Here is an 18576-nt window from a genome sequence, read left to right on the forward strand (position 1 = left end):
GCGCGTGCCGCACTGCCGCGGCCCCGGGCAGTGCGCCCGCGGCGCGGGCACCCCATCGGACGAAGGAACAGGGCATGAGAATCGGAGACAGCCTCGCCGGCAAACGCGTGCTGGTCACCCAGGCGGACGACTTCATGGGCCCGGTGCTGTGCGAGGTCTTCGCCGCGCACGGTGCGCAGGTGATCGCCGACAAGACGACGCTGGGCAGCATCGCTGCCGGCGAGGCCGCGGTGCGCGCCGCGGGCGAGGTCGACGTGGTGATCGCCAACCTCGGCGTTCCCGCGCCCACCTCGCGGGTCGCCGACGTCACCGACGAGGAGTGGCGGCACGTGTTCGCGCACATCGTCGACCCCCTGCCCGGCATCGCGCGCGCCGTGCTGCCGCAGATGACGAAGCGGCGCGCCGGCAAGATCGTGGTGATGGGCAGCGCCACCGCCTTCCGGGGCCAGAAGCGCACGTCCGTCTACAGCGCCGCGCGCGGCGCCCAGGCCTCGTGGGTGCGCGCGGTGGGCACCGAGGTGGCGCCCGACAACGTCCACGTCAACCTCATCGCCCAGAACTTCGTCGAGAACCCGATGTACTACGGGCCGGAGGTCCAGGCGCTGCCCGCGTTCCAGGAGCGGCTCAGGCGCGAGGTGCCGCTCGGCAGACTGGCCACGGCGCAGGAGGACGCGATGTTCGCGGTGTTCCTGGCCTCCTCGGAGGTGAGCTTCTTCGCGGGACAGAGCATCCCGTTCGCTGGCGGCTGGGCAACCTGAGCGGAGCGTGCCGATGAACGCACCGCGAATCCCCTATCTCCCCGCCAACCTCGCCGAACCCGCGGCGCTGGTTTCGGCGATCCGCGCGCGTCGCGGCGGCGCGCTGCTGGAGCTCGACCGGATGCTGCTGCACAGCCCGGCGTTGGCGTCCGGCTGGAACGCTTTCCTGGGCGAGGTGCGCAGCGGCCTGGCGCTCGACCCGAAGCTGCGCGAGCTCGCGATGTGCGTGGTGGCGGTGCTCAACGGCGCGGAGTACGAGTTCGTGCATCACGCGCCGGTGTACCTGGCGGCGGGCGGCACGCAGGCTCAGCTGGACGCGATGCGCGATCCGGAGCGCGCGAGCGGCAACACCGCGCTGTTCGACGCGACCGAGCGCGCCGCGCTGGCGCTCACCGTGGAGATGACGCGCAGCATCCGGGTGGAGGACGGCACCTTCGCCGCGGTTCGCGACCAGCTCGGCGAGCAGCAGACCGTGGAACTGGTCGGCGTGATCGCCGCCTACAACATGGTTTCGCGCTTCCTGGTGGCGCTGGGAGTGACGCCCGGATAGAGGCACCGCGCAGCCGGCGGGAACGCGTGGCGACGGGCGCAGCCGCTGCGCCCGTCGCCTGCTTACTTCTGGCCGCCTTCCCGGCTCACCCGCTCGATGCGCGCGAGCTCGTCCGCAGTCACGTACTCGAACACCGTGACCACGCGCTGCACGCCGGACACGCGGCTCGCCACCTGGGCGGCGCGATCGCCCTCGGGGCGCGTGACGATGCCCATCAGGTAGACCACGCCGGCCTCGGTCACCACCTTGATGGTGGTGGCCTGGATGTCGCGCGCCTCGATCAGCATGGTCTTGACCCGTGCGGTGATCGAGGTGTCCGCCGCCGAGGTGCCAAGCGACACGCGGCCCGCGACCTGCAGTTCGTTGTGCACCGAGCGCACGTTGTCGAGCCGGCCGACGATGGCCGCGGCTTCGGTGCGCGAACGTTCGTCGAGCACCTGGCCGGTGAGCAGCACCTTGCGGTTGAAGCTGGTGACGCCGATCCCGCCGGCGTCGGGCAGCTGCTGGCGCAGCTGTGCGGCCGCCTTGACCTCGATTCCGGTGTCCTCGGTCTGGGCGCCGATGGTGCGGCGATCGTTCGCCGCCATTGCGCCGACCACAACGCCGGTGGCCGCCAGCGTGAAGCACCCCGAGAGTGCCAGCGTGGAACCGACCAGCGAGCCGACGACAGCGGCCCGCGACAGCGCGGACATTGCGCGATTGAACTTCATGAATCCCCCTCGTGCCATGGCGCCCGTGCGGGCACGACTCATTCCTGCTCGCCGAGCAGGATGGCGTCGATGCCGTCGCACAGGCAGTGGATGATCAGCAGGTGCACTTCCTGGATGCGTGCGGTGCGATCGTGCGGAACGCACAGGTGCACGTCGTCCTCTGCGAGCAGCGAGGCGATGCGCCCGCCGCCCTTTCCGGTGAGGGCGACCACGTGCATCTGTCGCTCGTGCGCAGCCTGGATTGCAGCGATCACGTTCGGCGAATTGCCGCTGGTGGAGATGGCCAGCAGGGCGTCGCCCGTCTGCCCGAGGCCCCGCACCTGCCTGGCGAAGACCTCCTCGAAGCTGTAGTCGTTGGCGACGGCCGTGAGGATGGAGCTGTCGGTGGTGAGCGCCAGTGCGGCGAGCTCCGGGCGCTCGCGCTCGAAGCGGCCGATCAGCTCGGCGGCGAAGTGCTGGGCATCGCCCGCCGATCCGCCGTTGCCGCAGGCGAGGATCTTGCGATCGCTGGCCAGCACTGAAACGAGCAGGTCGATCGCGTCCGAAACCGGCCCGGCAAGACCTTCCACGGCCGCGAGCTTGAGCTGCGCGCTCTCTTCAAAATGGCGGGTGATCCGGGCAATGAGGCTCATTGCGAACGATTATAGCCGTCGTCGATGACGAGCCCGGGTCATCCGCGTGACGGGCTCCGCGGCAGGCATGCCCTGGCGGTACCGAGGCTGTGTCGGGGCGCCCAGTTCAGAACGCCGCCCGGATCCAGTCCAGGCGCTCGCCCTCGATGGCGACGACGTCGAAGCGCATCGGCGGCCAGCGGCGAGCGCCCCAGCGATCGGCAAGGAAGGTCTGCGCGGCCCGCCGCACCCGCGCCTGCTTTTGCGGGGTGACGCTGGCGGCGGCACCGCCCCAGCCGATGCTCGATCGCCGGCGCACCTCCACGAAGACAATGTCGGCGCCGTCGGCCATGACGAGGTCGAGCTCGCCGACGCGGACCCGGTAATTGCGCGCGAGCAGCCGCAGGCCGCGCGCCGACAGATAATCGAGGGCGCGCTGCTCGGCGGCGTAGCCGGCAAGCTGGCGCGCCGACGCGCCAGGCGGCATCGGAAGGGAGCGCATGACGAATCGATTGTATGTAGTGGCGACGCCGATCGGGAACCTGTCCGACCTAAGCCCGAGGGCGGCCGAGACCCTGCGGACGGTCGACGTGGTGGCGGCGGAAGACACGCGGGTCACACGGGTCCTGCTGCGCCATGTCGGCTCGGGGGCGAAAACGATGGCCGCCCACGAGCACAACCAGCGCGCTGCGGCTGAATCGGTGCTGGAGCACCTGCGCGCCGGCCGCGCGGTGGCGCTGGTCAGCGATGCCGGCACGCCGGCGGTGAGCGACCCCGGCAACCTGATCGTCGCGGCAGCGCACGAGGCGGGCTTCGTCGTCGAGCCCATCCCGGGCCCAAGCGCGGTGATCGCGCTGCTCAGCGCCGCCGGCCTGTCTGAGGCGCCCTTCCTGTTCGAGGGTTTCCTGCCTGCCCGCCCGAAGAACCGCGACGCCCGTCTCGCAACCGCGGCCGGCGCCGCCGACGCCGCTGGAGCGCTGCTGGTGCTCTACGAGGCGCCGCACCGGATCGCGGCCACCCTCGCCGCGCTCGCCGGGCACTACGGCGAAACCCGGCTGCTGGCCATCGGGCGCGAGCTGACCAAGACCTTCGAGGAGGTCTGGCGCGGGCCTGCCGGACAGGCGCCCGCGTGGCTTGCCGCCAGGCCGGAGCGCACGCGCGGCGAGTTCGTCATCGCGATCGACCGGCGCACCCCCGAGGAGGCCGCCGAGGCGGGCGACGGCGCCTCCGCCATCGATGCGCAGAAGCTGCTGGCACGGCTGCTCCAGGACCTGCCGGCCAGCCGCGCAGTGAAACTCGCCCAGGAACTCACCGGGCTGCCGCATCGGGAGCTCTACGCGAAGGCGCTGTCGCTGCGCGCCGAGGCTGCCGAAACGCCGCCGCCCGAGGACGAGCCCCGGGACGACTAGGCAGGCTTCAGCCCGGAGTGCGGCGACGAAGCGCGGCCGTACCGGGCCTGGGTTCAGCGTGCCACCGGGAAAGGCCTGAAGACGCTCGAATGCCGGATGCGCTCGGCTGCGGCCAGCGCCTCGTCGCGGCCCGCCCACGGCCCGGCATCCACCTTGAAGAGCCCGCCGTCGGCGCGCACCTGCAGCCGTTGCGCAAGCCAGCCGAACTCGCGTCCGATGCGCTCGCGCATCGCCTGGGCGCCGTCCAGCGAGGTCAGCGCGCCGAACTGGAGGAAGAGGCCGGGACCGCCGGCAGCGGCGGGCGCTGCGGGCGCTGCTGGCACAGCGGGCGCTGCGGGCGCTGCTGGCACAGCGGGCGTTGCAGTTGCTGCTGACGCCGCTGGCGCTGCGCTTGCTGCGGAGGCGCCGGGCACTGCCCTCGAAGGCGGCTGCGAGAACGCGGCGGGTGCCTGCACGTCAGGGGCAGGCGCAGCGACGGGCGACATCGTGATGAGCGGAGGCCCATCGAGGGCGCTGCCGCCAGCCAGCACCGGGCTGGCGTTCGCTGAGTTCGCTGAGTTCGCCGCCACTGCAGCGGGAACCTCGACGGCGCCCAGCAGTTCCACCTCCACCTCGGCGCTGCCGGCCTGGACGAAGCCCAGCTTGGCGGCCGCAGTCCAGGAGAGGTCGATCACCCGATCGTTCAGGAAGGGGCCGCGGTCGTTGACCCGCACCACCACGCTGCGGCCGTTGCCCTGGTGGGTGACGCGCACGTAGCTCGGCAACGGCAGCGTGGGATGCGCCGCAGTCATGCCGTACATGTCGTAGACCTCGCCACTGGACGTCTGGCGCCCGTGGTACTTGCGTCCATACCAGGACGCAGCGCCGCGGCTGCGATATGGCTCGAGTCGCGTCATTGGCACGTAGCGCCTGCCGAAGACTTCGTACGGACGGTTCGCCCGCGCGAGCAGCGGCTCGGCCCTGGGCACCGCGTCGGGGATCGCGTCCAGGTCGACTGGTGCGCCCGCGCCGGGACCGTCGTCCTGGTAGTAGCCGCCACCGCGGGGCGCAGGTGACGGCGACCCGCCCGGCCCGGGCGACGCGCACGCACCGACCAGCAGCGCCAGCCCGAGCAGGACGGCGCCGCGCGCCCGCCCGGCGGTGCGGAGCAGGCTTGCCATGTCTGCACGCCCGCGCCGGCGCAGCCCGGCCATGTCGGCACGCCCTCCACTGCGCGCTCCGATCACGTCGGCAAGCCCTCGGCGGCACGCGCCAGATCGAGCTCGCGGCGGAAGGCACGGAGGTAATCGAGGCCGTCGATGGCGCGGGATCCGTACCAGGAGGTCATCTCGCCGTCGATCAGGCAGACGGGCCGGCCGGCCAGGCGCGGATCGGCGCGCAGCGCGCGGCAATGCTCCTCGGTGAACCGGTAGGGCTCGGTGGACAGCAGCACCGCGTCGAAGCGCTCCGCGCCGAAGCCGTCGAGATCGACCTGCGGATAGCGCGCAGGCGACTCGGGCGCCACCGCATGCAGTCCCACCTCGGCGAGCATGCGGGCTATGTAGGTTTCAGGTCCCACGGTCATCCAGGGATTGCTCCAGATCAGGTAGAGCACCCGCAGCGGCGCGTGCGCCTGCGCGCGTGCCGCTGCCAGCACGGTCCGCAGCCGGGCCTCGAGCTCGCCAGCGCGCCCTTCGCAACCGAAGATGCCGCCGAACAGGCGATAGAGCCCGATGTTGTCCTCCACCTCGATCGGGTGGGTGACTACGACGCTGCCCACGTGCGGGCGCAGTGCGTCCACCGCCGGCTTCTCGTTCTCGTCGACGTTGACCAGCAGGTGCGTAGGCGCCAGCGCCATGACGCGCGCCAGGTCGACGTCCTTGGTGCCGCCGACCTTCGGAATGCTGCGCACCGTGTCGCGCGGATGGATGCAGAAACCGGTGCGCCCCACCAGGCTGCCGGCCAGGCCCAGCGCGCACGCGAGCTCGGTGAGGCTGGGCACCAGCGACACGATGCGCGCTTCACCGCGGAAGGGCCGGTGCTCCTGGCCCGCCGCGTCGAGCAGTCTGGGCGCCTCGCCCATCGCCGCCGATGCCGCCGATGCCGCCGATGCCGCCGATGCCAACGTCAGCGCGCGCCCCTGCGCTCGCGTTCGATCAGTTGCTCCAGCACGCGCAGCGCCTGCGCATTGCCGCCGGCCATCGAGGGCGATGTGAACCACTTGCCGTTGACCCCGAAGGCCGGCACGCCGTCGAGCCCGTAAGCCTCGGCCACCGCGGAGGCCTTGCGCATGCGCGTGCGCACTGCGAAGGACTGATAGGTGTCGGTGAACAGCTTGCGATCGACGCCGTGCTTCGCGAGCAGGTCGGCCATGGCCTCCGGGCGCGAAAGCATGTTGCGCTCGACGTGGATCGCGTTGAACACCACGGACCCGAGGCTGTCGGCCTTGCCCATGGATTCGAGCGTGTAGAAGAGCTGCTGGTGCGGCACCCAGGAGGGGCCGAGACCGACGTGGATCTTGCGGAACGAGACATCCGCGGGAAGCTTGGCGGCCCAGTCCTTGAGCATCGGCTCGAGCGAGTTGCAGTGCGGGCAGCCGTACCAGAAGAACTCGAGCACCTCGACCTTGCCTGGAGCGTCGGTGGGCTGGGGCGGATTCACCGCCCGGAACTCGGCCGCCTTCTGCTGCGCCAGCAGCGGCGACGCCACGAGCGCGACCGCGCCCCCGGCGATCGTCTTCAGGAAGCGCCGGGTGGCGAGGTCTTTGGGTTCAGTCATTCGTGGCTCCGGTCATCGCTGGCGCACGACCGAGGCCTCGATTCCGTTCTCGGCCAGCCGTGCCCGTGCGTTGTTCAATTCGTCGAGTTGCGCGAACGGTCCTATCCGAACGCGGTACATCGGCTGTCCGTTGACCTCGGCGTCGAGCACGCGGCCCTCGAGACCGAGCAGGGCCAGCTTCGCGCGCATGCCTTCGGCATCATCGCGGCCCCTGAAGGCACCCGCCTGCAGCAGGTAGCCGCTGCCGGTCGGGGCGTCGGCGGTCGGCCGGGCCGCTTTCGGCTCCGCCGGCGGCGCAGCGGCAGGACGCGAGGCCACGACCGGAGCGGCGCCGGCATCGGCGTCACCGGGCTCCGACTCGGCTCCGCGCCCGAACAGGCGCTCCAGGATGCCGCCGCCTTCGTCGCGCGGCGCGGGTGCGCCGCGCGTCTCCTGGGGCTGGGGCGGAGGCGAAGGCAGGTTCTTCGAGTAGAGCGGCGCGTTGGGGTCCGGCGCATCGGCGGGAGTGCGGGGCTGAAGCACCTTGTCCGGAGCGCGACCCGCCTTGTTCACGAACGGCACCGGGGCCCGCGTGACGAAGAGCGCAACCACGACCGCGATCGCGAGCCCGATCACCAGGCCGATCATGAACCCCAGGACGGTGCCGCCGCGCACCGCGGAACGCGGCCGCCGGCTGCGCGCCGCGTTGTCCGTCCGGCTCTGCGGAGTCCGGTCCCCTTTGGTGGAACGCGCCATCACATCCTCTCGGGAGCAGACACGCCGATCAGCGCAAGACCGTTGCGCAGCACCTGCCGCGCAGCCAGCAGCAGCGCGAGCCGCGCGTTGCGCAGCGCCGCGTCCTCGACGAGGAAGCGCTCCGCGTTGTAGTAACCATGGAAGTCCGCGGCGAGGTCCTTCAGGTAGAAGGCCACCGCATGCGGCGCGAGCTCCTCGCAGGCGTCGGAGAGCAGCTCCGGGTACTGCGCCAGCCGCGCGGCGAGCGCGAACTCGCGCGACAGCGCGAGCGGCGCAAGCAGCGCGCCAGCGCCTTCGGGCGAGGCGATCGCGTCGTCGAGCAGTGCGCCGATCTCGTGTTCACCCGGGCCGCCCTGCGCCTTGGACTGGGCCAGCACCGAGCAGATGCGCGCATGCGCGTACTGGATGTAGTAGACCGGGTTTTCGTCGGTCTGGGCCAGCGCGAGGTCGACGTCGAAGACGAACTCGGTGTCCGCCTTGCGGGAGATCAGGAAGAACCGGACCGCGTCGCGGCCACGCCGGATCGCCTGCTCCGGATCGGCGCCGCCGCTCCATTCGATCAGGTCGCGCAGGGTCACGTAGGCGCCGGCGCGCTTGGATATCTTCACCTCCTCGCCGCCCTTCATCACCGTGACCATCTTGTGCAGCACGTAGTCCGGGTAGCCCTCCGGAATGCCCGCGCCCAGCGCCTGCAGGCCGGCGCGCACCCGCGCCATGGTGCCGTGGTGGTCGGAGCCCTGCACGTTGATCGCCTTGGCGAAGCCGCGCTCCCACTTGCCGAGGTGATAGGCGACGTCCGGGACGAAGTAGGTGTACCCGCCCCCGGACTTGCGCATGACGCGGTCCTTGTCGTCACCGTAGTCGGTGGTGCGCAGCCAGAGCGCGCCCTCGTGCTCGTAGGTCCGGCCGGCCGCGACCAGGGCGCCGACGACCGATTCCACGCGGCCGTCCTCGTACACGGAGGACTCCAGGAAATAGTTGTCGAAGCGCACGCCGAAGGCCTGCAGATCGCGATCCTGCTCGTTGCGCAGATAGGCGACGGCGAAGCGCCGGATCGCGTCGAGGTCGTCGGCGTCGGCCGCGGCAGTGACCGGCTCGATGCGTTCGGCGGACACCGTCCTGCCGGCCATGTAATCGGCGGCGATCTCGGCGATGTAGTCGCCGCGATAACCATCCGCGGGGAAGCGCTCGTCGCCGGGCTCGATGCCGCGCGCCCGCGCCTGCACCGACAGCGCAAGGTTCGCGATCTGGGCGCCGGCGTCGTTGTAGTAGAACTCGCGGGACACCTGCCAGCCGTTGACCGCCAGCAGCGAGGCGAGCGCGTCGCCGAGCGCGCCCTGCCGGCCGTGCCCGACGTGCAGCGGGCCGGTGGGATTGGCGGACACGAACTCCACCATGACGTGCCGGCCAGCGCCGCGCGCGCTGGCGCCGAAGGCCTCGCGCTCGCGGCAGACCGCGGCCACCACGGCGAGCTTGGCGGGCGCGGTGAGCCTGATGTTGACGAAGCCCGGACCTGCGATCTCGAGCGCCTCGATCATCGGCGCGCCGGCTTCGATGCCGAGCTCGCCCGCGGGCGCCGACGCAGCCGCGTCGAAGGCGCGGACGCGCTCGACCAGGGCCTCGGCCACCTGCCTCGGGTTCATCCGCAGGGGCTTGGCCAGCTGCAGCGCGAGGTTGCAGGCGAGGTCGCCGTGCGCTGCCTGCTTGGGGCGGTCGAGCTCGATGTCGGGGATCGCGAGGCCGAGATCGCCCAGTTCGCCCGCACGGGCGTGGATCAGTGCGGCGGCCGCATCGCGGAACCAGCCGGCGAGGAGTTGCTTTTGCTCGGGTAACATGGACCGGGATTGTACGGACTTCCGCCGCTCCGCCGGAGCCCGGGACCTGCGGACCGGGACGGCAGCGCCGGCCGCCCGGCCACGCCCAGGGTCAGAACAGCACCGAGCTCAGCCGCCGCCGCCAGGCGGCAACCAGCTGCGGCTGCGCGGCCGCCAGGTCGAACACCTGCAGCATTGTCTTGCGGCCAATGTCCTCGCCGAACGCGCGGTCGCGGCGGACGATCTCGATCAGCTGCTCCAGCGCAGGCTCCCAGGCCTTGTGCGCGATGCAGTGCTGCGCGAGTTCGAGCCGCGCCTCCAGATCACCGGGGTTGGCCACGATGCGCGCCTCCAGCTCGGGCGTCGGCGGCAGCGCGTTCTCCTCGAGCAGCGCATTGATCCGGGTCTCCAGAGCCTGCGCATGCGGGTCCTGGCGCGCCGCCGGCGACAGCCCTTCCAGATGCGCCTTGGCCGCCGCAGGATCCTCGTCGGCCAGCAGCTCCGCGTACATCAGCCGCGCGCCGTCGCTGGCGGGGTCCAGCAGCAGCGCCTTCTTCAGGTGCTCGACGGCCTTGTCACGGTCGCCGGCCTGCATCGCGCGGAAGGCCTCGTCCAGCTCGATGTCGGCCGGATTGGGCATCAGCCGGTCGATGAACTCGCGCAGCTGCCCCTCCGGCAGCGCGCCCTGGAACTGGTCCACCGGCTGCCCGTCGACCACCGCGAAGACGGTGGGGATGGAGCGGATCTGGAAGTGCTGGGCCAGCTCCTGCTGCTCGTCGGTGTTGACCTTCACCAGCTTGAAGCGGCCGTTGTACTGCGTCTCGAGCTTCTCGAGCATGGGCCCGAGCGACTTGCAGGGGCCGCACCAGGGCGCCCAGAAGTCGACCAGCACGGGGACCTGCGTCGACGCGTCGATGACGTCGGCCTGGAATCGTTCGATGGTTGTGTCGATCATTTCACTCAGTTCGGGGCGGTTCGCTCGGATGCAATGGTGCCATGAGCGCCGGCCGCTTCGGCGAGAATCGGGCCCCTGTCCCCTGGAACCGCACGGCATGAGCCCTTCGAAGCGAAAGACCCCCTGCCTCCTCCTGCGCGCCGCCGGCGCGCTGCTGGCGGCCGCCCTGCACCTTCCGGCCGCCGCGCTCGAGGACGTGCCCTTCGTGCGCACGCCCGCGCCGGTGGTCGATGCGATCCTCGAGCTGGCCGAGGTCGGACCGGACGACCGCCTGGTCGACCTGGGCTCCGGCGACGGCCGGATCGTGATCGCCGCGGCCAGGCGCTTCGGCACGCACGGCCTGGGCGTCGAGATCGTTCCCCGCCTGGTCGAACAGGCGCGGCTGGACGCCGCGGCGGCCGGCGCCGCCGACCGGACCCGCTTCCTGACGCAGGACCTGTTCGACACCGACCTCTCCGGCGCCAGCGTGGTCACCCTGTACCTGCTGCCCGACGTCAACCTGGCGCTGCGCCCGCGGCTGCTCGAAACCCTGGCGCCCGGAGCCCGGGTGGTTTCGCACGACTGGGACATGGGCGACTGGCGCCCGGACCGCAGCGTCACCGTGCCGGCGCCCGACAAGCCCGTGGGCCCGCTGCAGCAGAGCACGCTGCACCTGTGGGTGATCCCGGCGAGGATCGCAGGCGGCTGGCGCATGGAGACCACCGACGGCGCCGACCGGGCGCAGGCGCTGAGCCTGAACTTCCGCCAGCGCTTCCAGGACTTTTCGGTGGCGGTGCAGGCGACGCCGGACCGGCGAGCTCCTGCCGGCGAGTCGGCGGCGCCTTTGCGCGTCGATGGCGCGAAGACGGCCGCGGATGGCGCCGTGTCCGCCGTATCCGCCGACGGTGCCGGAAGCCTCGCCGGCCGCCGGCTCTGGTTCGAGGTCGCGCTCGACGGCCGCACGCTGCGTTTCAATGGTCTCGTCGATGGGGATCGGATGGCCGGCCAGCTGAACGACGGGACCTCGGTGAGGCCCTGGTCGGCAGCCAGGGAGCCGGCCCGCTAACCCGGGGCGCCCTGCCCGTGTAGCCTTGCAGGATCGCCCCGAACCGCGAGGAGGCTCGCCCATGGTCACGCCCGAACTGCCCTTCACCGGCATTGTCGATCTCGCCGCCGCCTACCGCCAGCGCACTCTGTCGCCGGTCGAGGTCACCCGCGCGATGCTCGAGCGCATCGAGCGGCTCGACCCCGCGCTGCGCAGCTACCTCACCGTCACCCCGGAGCGCGCGCTGGAGCAGGCCGGCCGGGCCGAGGCGGAGATCGCGCGCGGCGACTGGCGCGGCCCGATGCACGGCGTGCCGATTGGCCTGAAGGACCTCTGCGGGACGCGCGGCGTGCGGACCACCTGGGGCACGCGGGTGCTGGCCGCAAACGTGCCCGCGGAGGACGCGACCGTCGTGCGCAGGCTGTTCGAGGCCGGTGCGGTGATGCTGGGCAAGCTGCACATGACCGAAGGCGCCTACAGCCAGCACCACCCGGACTACCCGGCGCCGCTCAACCCCTGGAACGCGGCGCACTGGCCGGGGAATTCTTCGAGCGGCTCCGGCGTCGCCACCGCGGCAGGCCTGTGCTTCGGCGCGATCGGCACCGACACCGGCGGGTCGATCCGGTTCCCGAGCGGCGCCAACGGCATCACCGGCCTGAAGCCGACCTGGGGACGCGTCAGCCGGCACGGCGTGCTGCCGCTGGCCGACAGCCTGGACCACGTCGGCCCGATGACGCGCTCGGCCGAGGATGCTGCCGCGATGCTGGGCGCCATCGCGGGGGCCGACCCGCTGGATCCGACCAGCCTGGACGCGCCGGTTCCCGACTACCTCGATGCGCTCGGCGGCGGGATCGCGGGGCTGCGCATCGGCGTCGACGCGTCCTACTGCCATGACGCGAGCGACGCGCAGACCTCGGCAGTGCTCGAGGAGGCGCGCCGCGTGCTCGAGACCCTGGGCGCGCGCACCGTCGCGGTGTCGATGCCGCCCTCGACCGCCGACATGTACCGCGGCTGGACGATGCTGTGCGCGGTCGAAGCCGCCGTCGCACACCGCGCGACCTATCCGTCGCGCGCCGGGGACTATGGCCAGGGGCTGGCCGCGCTGCTGGAACTGGGCCACCGGACGGACGCGCTCGAACTGATGGCGCTGCAGCACCGCCGGCTGGAGTTCGCAGGCGCGCTGCGGCGGCTGTATCGAGAAGTCGACCTGCTGCTGGTGCCGGTGCAGCCCTTCGCGAACCCGTCGCTGGACTGGCTCGCGACGAACCGGCGCCGCCCCGGCGGCGTGGACGACCTGCTGCGCTTCACCGCGCCCTTCGACATGTCCGGCAGCCCCACGATCACGCTGCCCGGCGGGTTCACGCCGCAGGGCCTGCCGGTCGGGTTCCAGCTGGCGGGCCGCCACCTGGAGGAGGCGCTGCTGCTGCGCGCCGGGCACGCGTTCCAGCAGGTCACCGACTGGCACCTGCGGCGCCCGCCGGTCTGAGCGCCTCCAGGATGCCGAGCCCCGCGCGGCCGCTCGGCGCACGTCCGAGCCGCAGCTCCTCGGCCCGGATCGCCTCGCGAGAACGCGCCCCGATCATCCCGTCGACCGGCCCGATGTCATGGCCGCGTTCCGCCAGCAGCGCCTGCAGCTCGCGCCGCTGCGCGCGCGACAGGCCGGGGTCGTCGGTCGGCCAGGCCGCCGCGAACGGAGCGCCGCCGCGCAGCCGGTCGGCCAGGTGCGCGATCGCCAGCGCGTAGCTCTCGGCCGCGTTGTAGGAGTAGACCGCGTCGAAGTTGCGAAGCACCAGGAATGCGGGCCCTGCGGGCCCGGCCGGCAGCAGCACCGCGGCGCGCGCCTGCGGGTCAGCAAGCCCGGCCGCGGGCGCGGCGGCGGGCCCGGGCGCGGCGACCGGGCGCACGCCGAGCGCGGCCCACTCCGACAGCGCGCGCTTGCTGCGCCGACCGGCCAGCGATGCGTCGAAGCCCGCCGGCAGGCGCACCTCCCAGCCCCAGGGCTCGCCGGTGCGCCAGCCGGCGCGGCGCAGGAAATTGGCCGTCGACGCGAGCGCGTCAGGCACGCTGCCGACGATGTCGCGGCGGCCGTCGCCGTCGAAGTCCACCGCGAGGCGCTGGAAGGTCGAGGGCATGAACTGCGTGTGGCCGAAGGCCCCGGCCCACGAGCCGACCAGCTGCTCGGCCGGCACGTGCCCCTCCTGCACGATGCGCAGCGTGGCGACGAACTCGCCACGAAAGAAGCCCTGCCGGCGGCCGTAACAGGACAGCGTTGCCAGCGATGTCAGCAGCGGCCGGCTGCCGAACGACCGGCCGAAGTCGCTTTCCACGCCCCATACCGCCACCACGGTCTGCGGGTCGACGCCGTAGCGCCGCTCGACCTCGGCCAGGGTGTCGCGCCAGCGCTCCAGCATCGCGCGGCCGTCGGCGATGCGCTCGTCGTCGACGAGTGCCGCCAGGTAGTCCCAGATCGGCGTGCGGAACTCGGGCTGGAAGTCGAGCAGTTCGAGCACGCTTCGATCCGGCGCGAGGCCGCGGGTGCCGTCGTCGAAGGTGGCGGCGCTGATGCCCTTGCCGAGCGCATCGCGACGCAGCTCGGAGAGGCAGGCAGCGAAGCCGTCGTCGGCCTGCGCGGGGAATGCCATCGACAGCAGAACGGCGGCCAGTGCGACCCTCGGGCCGGCGCGCTCGGCAGCACGCCGGGTGGCAGCGAGGCGCGCCATCAGATCGCGCTCGCCGATTTCACCTCGGCGCGCAGCAGGTGCTTCTGGACCTTGCCGGTGCTGGTCGTCGGCACCGCCACGAAGCGAACCTCGCGCGGGCACTTGAAGCGCGCCAGGTGCGCGCGGCAATGCTCGATCAGCTCGTCCGCAAGCGCCTTCTCGGCCTCCGGCGTGGCCGGCATGCGCTCGGGCTTCACCTCGACGAAGGCCAGCGGCGTCTCGCCCCACTTCTCGTCGGGCCGCGCCACCACCGCGCAGGCGAGCACCGCCGGGTGCTTGTAGAGCGCGTCCTCGACCTCGATCGAGCTGATGTTTTCGCCGCCGGAGATGATGATGTCCTTGGCGCGGTCCTTGAGCTTCACGTAACCGTCCGGGTGCAGCACGCCGAGGTCACCGGTGTGGAACCAGCCGCCGCGGAAGGCCTCCTCGGTGGCCGCCGTGTTCTTCAGGTACCCCTTCATCACGATGTTGCCGCGGAAGACGACCTCGCCCATGGTCTCGCCGTCGCGGGGCACCTCGCGCATCGTCTCCGGGTCAATCACGGTGAGCGCCTGCTGCAGCTGGTAGCGCACGCCCTGGCGGCCGTTCCTGTCCACGCGCTCGGCCAGCGGCAGCGCGTCCCATTCGTCCTGCTTCGCGCACACCGACGCCGGGCCGTAAACCTCGGTCAGTCCGTAGACGTGCGTGACCTCCCATCCCATCCGTTCCATGCCCTCGATCATCGAGGCCGGCGGCGCGGCGCCGGCCACCATCGCCTTGACCGGCCAGTCGATTCCTGCGCGCAGCGCCTCGGGCGCGGCGATCAGCGTGCTGTGCACGATCGGCGCGCCGCAGTAGTGGCTGACGCGGTGCTCGCGCACCAGTCCGAAGATCAGCTGCGCGTCCACCTTGCGCAGGCACACGCTGGTGCCCGCCACCGCGGCGAGCGTCCACGGGAAGCACCAGCCGTTGCAGTGGAACATCGGCAGCGTCCACAGGTAGACCGGGTGCCTGGGCAGGTTCCAGGCGACCACGTTGGCGATCGCGTTCAGGTAGGCGCCCCGGTGGTGGACCACCACGCCCTTCGGGTTGCCGGTGGTGCCCGAGGTGTAGTTCAGGCCGATCGCATCCCATTCGTCTTCCGGGTAGCGGGCCGCGAAGGCCGGATCGCCGCCGTCGACGAAGGCCTCGTACTCCGCGTCGCCGATGCGCTCGCCGGGCCCCGCGTACTCCGGGTCGTCGACGCCGACCACGAAGGGCGGGCGCCGGCCCTGCGCGCGCAGCTGCGCCAGCGCCTCGGCGGCCACGCCGGAGAACTCGCGGTCGACGATCAGCACCTTGGAGTCGGAGTGCGCGAGGATGAAGGCCACCATCGCGGCGTCCAGCCGCGTGTTGATGCTGTTGAGCACCGCGCGCGTCATCGGCAGCGCGAAATGCGCCTCGAGCATCGGCGGGGTGTTGGGCAGCATCACCGCGACGGTGTCTCCCTCGCCGATGTCCATCGCCGCAAGCGCGCCCGCCAGCCTTCGCGAGCGCTGCGCCACCTCGCGCCAGCTGCGGCGCAGCGGCCCGTGCACCACCGCGCAGCGCTCCGGATAGACGTCGGCGGCCCACTCCACGAGGCTGACCGGCGTGAGCGGCACGTGGTTGGCCGGGTTGCGGTCGAGCTGCTGGCGGTACGGGTTCGGGTGGGTGGGCATGGCGAATCTCCTGGTCCGATCACGGCTGCGCCGGCTGGTGGACAATATAGTCCTGTCAACGAACCGTCGCGCATCGCAGACCGACCGCGCCGCAGGAGCCCGAGCCATGACCGCAACCGCCCTCACGTCCGAGAACTTCGACACCACCGTCACCGGCAACGACATCGTCGTCATCGATTTCTGGGCCCCCTGGTGCGGTCCCTGCCGCAGCTTCGCGCCGATCTTCGACAAGGTCGCCGAAGAGAACCCGGATCTTGCATTCGTCAAGGTCAACACCGACGAAGAGCAGGCGCTGGCGGGGCACTTCGGGATCCGTTCGATTCCGACCCTGATGATCTTCCGCGAGCAGGTGATCGTGTTCCAGCAGGCGGGCGCGCTGCCCAAGGGCGCGCTCGACGACATCCTCGGCCAGGTGCGGCAGCTGGACATGGACGAGGTCAGGCGCGGTGCGCGCCCCTACGAGGCGGACGACGGCGAAGAGGACGACGCCGAAGAGCCGGCACCCCGCACACTGCAGTGACCCCGGCACGCGCCGGCGCAAGCCTCCCAGGCTGCGCGCGGCGCCCGAACCCCTCCACAAGCCACAGCGAGCCAGCATGAATCTCGAGAAGGTGATCTTCGGTTTCGTCATCGTGCTGGCCGCGACGCTGAACTTCGGCTTCGTGGTCGGCGACATCGACAACCCGGCGCACCATCACGTCGGCGAACTGTTCGCCGCGGTCGTGGTGAACCTGATCGCCACCGTCCTGAAGTTCGGCGACCGCACGCAGGTTGGCGCCATCCACCTTTCCACCAGCCTCGTGTCCGACGTGCAGCTGCTGATCGCTGCCAGCGTGTGGGCCTGGGCCGTTCACGTGAGCGGGGTCGGCTTCACCCCGGAAGTCACCGCCAGCGTGGTTTCGCTGTCGGCGGGCGCGCTGTTCGCGAACGTGATCTCGGTGGCGATCCTGATCGGCGAGACGCTGATGCTGCGCCGCTGATGCTGCGCAGCTGACGCCGGGGCCGCAGATGGCGGACTACGAGCAGCCGGTCAGCGCCGAATCGCCGGTGGCCGCGAGCGCGAGCATCCTCATCCTGGTGATGCGGCGCCTGCGCGTGCCGCTGGTCACGATCATCCTGGTCTATGCGGTGTCGGTGCTGGGCCTGTCGCTGATCCCCGGCATCGACGCCGAGGGACGCCCGACGCCGCCGATGAGCGTATTCCACGCCCTCTACTTCGTCAGCTACACCGCGACCACCATCGGCTTCGGCGAAGTCCCGGCGCCGTTCTCGAACGCGCAGCGGATGTGGACCGTGGCGGTCATCCACATGACCGTGATCGGCTGGACTTACGCGGTGCTGACCATGATCGCGCTGTTCCAGGAACCGGCCTTCCAGCGGGCGATCGGGGTGGTGCGCTTCGGCCGCAGGGTGCGGCGCATCGGCGAGCCCTTCTACCTGATCCTTGGATGCGGCGACACCGGCCAGCGGCTGATCCGCATCCTCGACCGGCGCGACCTGCGCTTCGTGGTGGTCGAGATCGACGACCGGCGGATCGCCGAGCTGGAGCTGGAGGACTTCCGGACCGATGCGCCGGTCATCGACGCTGATGCGCGATCGCCCCAGGTGCTCCTGCATGCGGGCATCACCCATCCGGCGTGCGCGGCAGCGCTCGCGCTGACCAACGACGACCGCGCCAACCTGGCGATCGCCGCCGCGGCCCGGCTGCTGAACCCCGGGCTGCCGGTGCTGGCCCGGGTCCATACCCGGAAGGCCGCGGAGAACCTCCGCTCGTTCGGCGCCGAGCACATCATCGATCCCTTCCAGACATTCGCCCAGCACCTGCTGCTGGCGATGCGCGCCCCCGGAGCCTACCGGCTGCTCGACTGGCTCACCGCGGCGCCGGGCACCCAGCTGGCCAGGGAACACGAGCCGCCGCGCGGCGCCTGGGTGATCTGCGGCTACGGCCGCTTCGGCCGCGCAATCCGCGACTCGCTGGCAGCGCAGGGCATCCCGACGCGGATGGTGGACCCCGGTTCGGTGACCGGCACGGGCGCGGAGACCACCGCTTCGGAAGCGGCGGGCACAAGCTCGATGGTCGACGGCATCGCCACCGAACTCGACGTGCTCCAGCGCGCCGGGATCGCCGACGCGGAGGGCCTGGTGGCCGGCACCGACGACGACGTGGCCAACCTCGCGATCCTGGCGCTGGCGCGCCAGGCCAACCCGCGCCTGTTCACCGTGGCGCGGCAGAACGAGGCGGCCAACCAGGCGCTGTTCGACCGCATCCGCGCCAACCTCGTGATGCGCCCAAGCGAGATCGTCGCCGAGGAGGCCATCGCCCGCCTGACGACTCCGCTGCTGGACCGCTTCCTCGAGGAGGTGCGCCGCCAGAGCGACGCCTGGGCCGACGAGGTCATCCACCAGTTGCGCAAGCGGATCGGGACGCGATCGCCCCGCACCTGGTCGTTCCGGGTCGACGCGGCGCAGGCGCCGGCGCTGCACGCGGCGATCGGCGCCGCGCGGCGCCCTGTCACGCTGCACGATCTGCTGCGCCATCCGCAGGACCGCGAGGAGCGGATCGCAGCGCGGGCGCTGCTGGTGCTGCGCTCCGGGCGCCAGTTCCTGCTGCCCACCGACGACTTCGAGCTGGCCGCGGGTGACCGCGTGCTGATGGCCGGGCGCAGCCGCGCCCGCCGCGAGCTGGAGTCCGCGCTGGGCAACGTCAACGTGCTCGAGTACCTGCGCACCGGCCGGGACCTGCCCGGCGGATGGATCTGGAGACGCCTGACCCGGGATCGGCGAACGGAGAGCCCGGAGAGCCCGTGACGCCCGGCGCGCCGGCCCCAGGTCGGCAGCCGCCCGCGGCGCGCCG

Annotated in this window: 19 protein-coding genes; 8 read left to right on the forward strand and 11 right to left on the reverse strand. The window is 71.8% G+C overall.

The window, feature by feature from the left end; genetic code table 11:
* The first annotated feature begins 74 nt into the window (after window positions 1–74).
* Complete coding sequence (locus HNQ70_RS12830) at window positions 75–758, forward strand: SDR family oxidoreductase (RefSeq protein ID WP_183968203.1); 684 nt, start codon at window positions 75–77, stop codon at window positions 756–758.
* Window positions 759–771: 13 nt separating this feature from the next.
* The gene (locus tag HNQ70_RS12835) at window positions 772–1308 is read left to right on the forward strand and encodes a carboxymuconolactone decarboxylase family protein (RefSeq protein WP_183968205.1); all 537 of its coding nucleotides are present in this window, start codon (window positions 772–774) and stop codon (window positions 1306–1308) included.
* Between the two features lie 62 nt (window positions 1309–1370).
* Here the strand turns inward: HNQ70_RS12835 and HNQ70_RS12840 are convergent, their stop codons facing one another.
* The 3 genes from HNQ70_RS12840 to HNQ70_RS12850 form a co-directional block, all read right to left on the reverse strand.
* Entirely contained in the window at window positions 1371–2018 is a 648-nt protein-coding gene (locus tag HNQ70_RS12840) for a BON domain-containing protein (RefSeq protein WP_183968207.1), read from the reverse strand.
* 38 nt (window positions 2019–2056) lie between these two features.
* Window positions 2057–2650 (reverse strand): phosphoheptose isomerase, encoded by a 594-nt coding sequence (locus HNQ70_RS12845; RefSeq protein WP_183968209.1) that lies wholly within the window; start codon window positions 2648–2650, stop codon window positions 2057–2059.
* 106 nt (window positions 2651–2756) lie between these two features.
* Window positions 2757–3131 carry a YraN family protein gene (locus tag HNQ70_RS12850; RefSeq protein ID WP_246434955.1) on the reverse strand — a complete coding sequence of 125 codons (375 nt, stop codon included), beginning with the start codon at window positions 3129–3131 and terminating at the stop codon, window positions 2757–2759.
* Here HNQ70_RS12850 and rsmI point away from each other — a divergent pair.
* Window positions 3130–4038 (forward strand): 16S rRNA (cytidine(1402)-2'-O)-methyltransferase, encoded by a 909-nt coding sequence (gene rsmI, locus HNQ70_RS12855; protein WP_183968211.1) that lies wholly within the window; start codon window positions 3130–3132, stop codon window positions 4036–4038. The two genes, HNQ70_RS12850 and rsmI, sit on opposite strands and share 2 nt — an antisense overlap.
* Window positions 4039–4091: 53 nt before the next feature.
* Here rsmI and HNQ70_RS12860 read toward each other — a convergent pair whose 3' ends face one another.
* The 6 genes from HNQ70_RS12860 to trxA (HNQ70_RS12885) form a co-directional block, all read right to left on the reverse strand.
* A complete protein-coding gene (locus HNQ70_RS12860) occupies window positions 4092–5198 on the reverse strand; it encodes a septal ring lytic transglycosylase RlpA family protein (protein WP_221302804.1) in 1107 nt (368 codons plus the stop codon).
* Between the two features lie 62 nt (window positions 5199–5260).
* On the reverse strand, window positions 5261–6100 hold the full coding sequence (locus HNQ70_RS12865) for a helical backbone metal receptor (protein ID WP_183968215.1): 840 nt from the start codon (window positions 6098–6100) through the stop codon (window positions 5261–5263).
* Window positions 6101–6144: 44 nt separating this feature from the next.
* On the reverse strand, window positions 6145–6795 hold the full coding sequence (locus tag HNQ70_RS12870; RefSeq protein ID WP_183968217.1) for a thiol:disulfide interchange protein DsbA/DsbL: 651 nt from the start codon (window positions 6793–6795) through the stop codon (window positions 6145–6147).
* A gap of 12 nt (window positions 6796–6807) precedes the next feature.
* The gene (locus HNQ70_RS12875; RefSeq protein ID WP_183968219.1) at window positions 6808–7530 is read right to left on the reverse strand and encodes an SPOR domain-containing protein; all 723 of its coding nucleotides are present in this window, start codon (window positions 7528–7530) and stop codon (window positions 6808–6810) included.
* Window positions 7530–9365: an arginine--tRNA ligase gene (argS, locus tag HNQ70_RS12880; protein ID WP_183968221.1), complete on the reverse strand. Its 1836-nt coding sequence runs from the start codon at window positions 9363–9365 to the stop codon at window positions 7530–7532. Before argS ends, HNQ70_RS12875 begins: the two co-directional genes overlap by 1 nt.
* 91 nt (window positions 9366–9456) lie before the next feature.
* On the reverse strand, window positions 9457–10296 hold the full coding sequence (gene trxA / locus HNQ70_RS12885; RefSeq protein WP_183969092.1) for a thioredoxin: 840 nt from the start codon (window positions 10294–10296) through the stop codon (window positions 9457–9459).
* 100 nt (window positions 10297–10396) lie between these two features.
* Here trxA (HNQ70_RS12885) and HNQ70_RS12890 point away from each other — a divergent pair, with 100 nt between their 5' ends.
* On the forward strand, window positions 10397–11344 hold the full coding sequence (locus HNQ70_RS12890; protein WP_183968223.1) for an SAM-dependent methyltransferase: 948 nt from the start codon (window positions 10397–10399) through the stop codon (window positions 11342–11344).
* Window positions 11345–11405: 61 nt separating this feature from the next.
* On the forward strand, window positions 11406–12809 hold the full coding sequence (locus tag HNQ70_RS12895; protein WP_183968225.1) for an amidase: 1404 nt from the start codon (window positions 11406–11408) through the stop codon (window positions 12807–12809).
* Here HNQ70_RS12895 and HNQ70_RS12900 read toward each other — a convergent pair.
* Both HNQ70_RS12900 and HNQ70_RS12905 read right to left on the reverse strand, forming a co-directional pair.
* Window positions 12775–14043: a lytic murein transglycosylase gene (locus tag HNQ70_RS12900; protein ID WP_183968227.1), complete on the reverse strand. Its 1269-nt coding sequence runs from the start codon at window positions 14041–14043 to the stop codon at window positions 12775–12777. The two genes, HNQ70_RS12895 and HNQ70_RS12900, sit on opposite strands and share 35 nt — an antisense overlap.
* Window positions 14043–15722 carry an acyl-CoA synthetase gene (locus tag HNQ70_RS12905; RefSeq protein ID WP_183968229.1) on the reverse strand — a complete coding sequence of 560 codons (1680 nt, stop codon included), beginning with the start codon at window positions 15720–15722 and terminating at the stop codon, window positions 14043–14045. Before HNQ70_RS12905 ends, HNQ70_RS12900 begins: the two co-directional genes overlap by 1 nt.
* Before the next feature lie 106 nt (window positions 15723–15828).
* On the opposite strand from HNQ70_RS12905, the gene trxA (HNQ70_RS12910) reads away from it, so the two are divergent.
* The 3 genes from trxA (HNQ70_RS12910) to HNQ70_RS12920 all read left to right on the forward strand — a co-directional run bounded on the left by trxA (HNQ70_RS12910) (window position 15829) and on the right by HNQ70_RS12920 (window position 18530).
* On the forward strand, window positions 15829–16242 hold the full coding sequence (trxA, locus tag HNQ70_RS12910) for a thioredoxin (RefSeq protein ID WP_183968231.1): 414 nt from the start codon (window positions 15829–15831) through the stop codon (window positions 16240–16242).
* A 76-nt stretch (window positions 16243–16318) separates the two neighbouring features.
* A complete protein-coding gene (locus HNQ70_RS12915; protein ID WP_183968233.1) occupies window positions 16319–16702 on the forward strand; it encodes a DUF6394 family protein in 384 nt (127 codons plus the stop codon).
* 28 nt (window positions 16703–16730) lie between these two features.
* The gene (locus tag HNQ70_RS12920; RefSeq protein ID WP_183968235.1) at window positions 16731–18530 is read left to right on the forward strand and encodes a potassium channel family protein; all 1800 of its coding nucleotides are present in this window, start codon (window positions 16731–16733) and stop codon (window positions 18528–18530) included.
* The last annotated feature ends 46 nt before the right edge of the window (window positions 18531–18576 follow it).

It is taken from the genome of Quisquiliibacterium transsilvanicum, from assembly GCF_014202215.1.
GTDB classification, from domain to species: Bacteria; Pseudomonadota; Gammaproteobacteria; order Burkholderiales; family Burkholderiaceae_E; genus Quisquiliibacterium; species Quisquiliibacterium transsilvanicum.

Bases quoted from the DNA above. Each gene is read 5' to 3' on its own strand.
- HNQ70_RS12830 (WP_183968203.1), top strand. From the start codon at position 75: ATGAGAATCGGAGACAGCCTCGCCGGCAAACGCGTGCTGGTCACCCAG.
- HNQ70_RS12835 (WP_183968205.1), top strand. From the start codon at position 772: ATGAACGCACCGCGAATCCCCTATCTCCCCGCCAACCTCGCCGAACCC.
- HNQ70_RS12840 (WP_183968207.1), bottom strand. From the start codon at position 2,018: ATGAAGTTCAATCGCGCAATGTCCGCGCTGTCGCGGGCCGCTGTCGTC.
- HNQ70_RS12845 (WP_183968209.1), bottom strand. From the start codon at position 2,650: ATGAGCCTCATTGCCCGGATCACCCGCCATTTTGAAGAGAGCGCGCAG.
- rsmI (WP_183968211.1), top strand. From the start codon at position 3,130: ATGACGAATCGATTGTATGTAGTGGCGACGCCGATCGGGAACCTGTCC.
- HNQ70_RS12850 (WP_246434955.1), bottom strand. From the start codon at position 3,131: ATGCGCTCCCTTCCGATGCCGCCTGGCGCGTCGGCGCGCCAGCTTGCC.
- HNQ70_RS12860 (WP_221302804.1), bottom strand. From the start codon at position 5,198: ATGGCAAGCCTGCTCCGCACCGCCGGGCGGGCGCGCGGCGCCGTCCTG.
- HNQ70_RS12865 (WP_183968215.1), bottom strand. From the start codon at position 6,100: ATGGGCGAGGCGCCCAGACTGCTCGACGCGGCGGGCCAGGAGCACCGG.
- HNQ70_RS12870 (WP_183968217.1), bottom strand. From the start codon at position 6,795: ATGACTGAACCCAAAGACCTCGCCACCCGGCGCTTCCTGAAGACGATC.
- HNQ70_RS12875 (WP_183968219.1), bottom strand. From the start codon at position 7,530: ATGGCGCGTTCCACCAAAGGGGACCGGACTCCGCAGAGCCGGACGGAC.
- argS (WP_183968221.1), bottom strand. From the start codon at position 9,365: ATGTTACCCGAGCAAAAGCAACTCCTCGCCGGCTGGTTCCGCGATGCG.
- HNQ70_RS12890 (WP_183968223.1), top strand. From the start codon at position 10,397: ATGAGCCCTTCGAAGCGAAAGACCCCCTGCCTCCTCCTGCGCGCCGCC.
- HNQ70_RS12895 (WP_183968225.1), top strand. From the start codon at position 11,406: ATGGTCACGCCCGAACTGCCCTTCACCGGCATTGTCGATCTCGCCGCC.
- HNQ70_RS12900 (WP_183968227.1), bottom strand. From the start codon at position 14,043: ATGGCGCGCCTCGCTGCCACCCGGCGTGCTGCCGAGCGCGCCGGCCCG.
- HNQ70_RS12905 (WP_183968229.1), bottom strand. From the start codon at position 15,722: ATGCCCACCCACCCGAACCCGTACCGCCAGCAGCTCGACCGCAACCCG.
- trxA (WP_183968231.1), top strand. From the start codon at position 15,829: ATGACCGCAACCGCCCTCACGTCCGAGAACTTCGACACCACCGTCACC.
- HNQ70_RS12915 (WP_183968233.1), top strand. From the start codon at position 16,319: ATGAATCTCGAGAAGGTGATCTTCGGTTTCGTCATCGTGCTGGCCGCG.
- HNQ70_RS12920 (WP_183968235.1), top strand. From the start codon at position 16,731: ATGGCGGACTACGAGCAGCCGGTCAGCGCCGAATCGCCGGTGGCCGCG.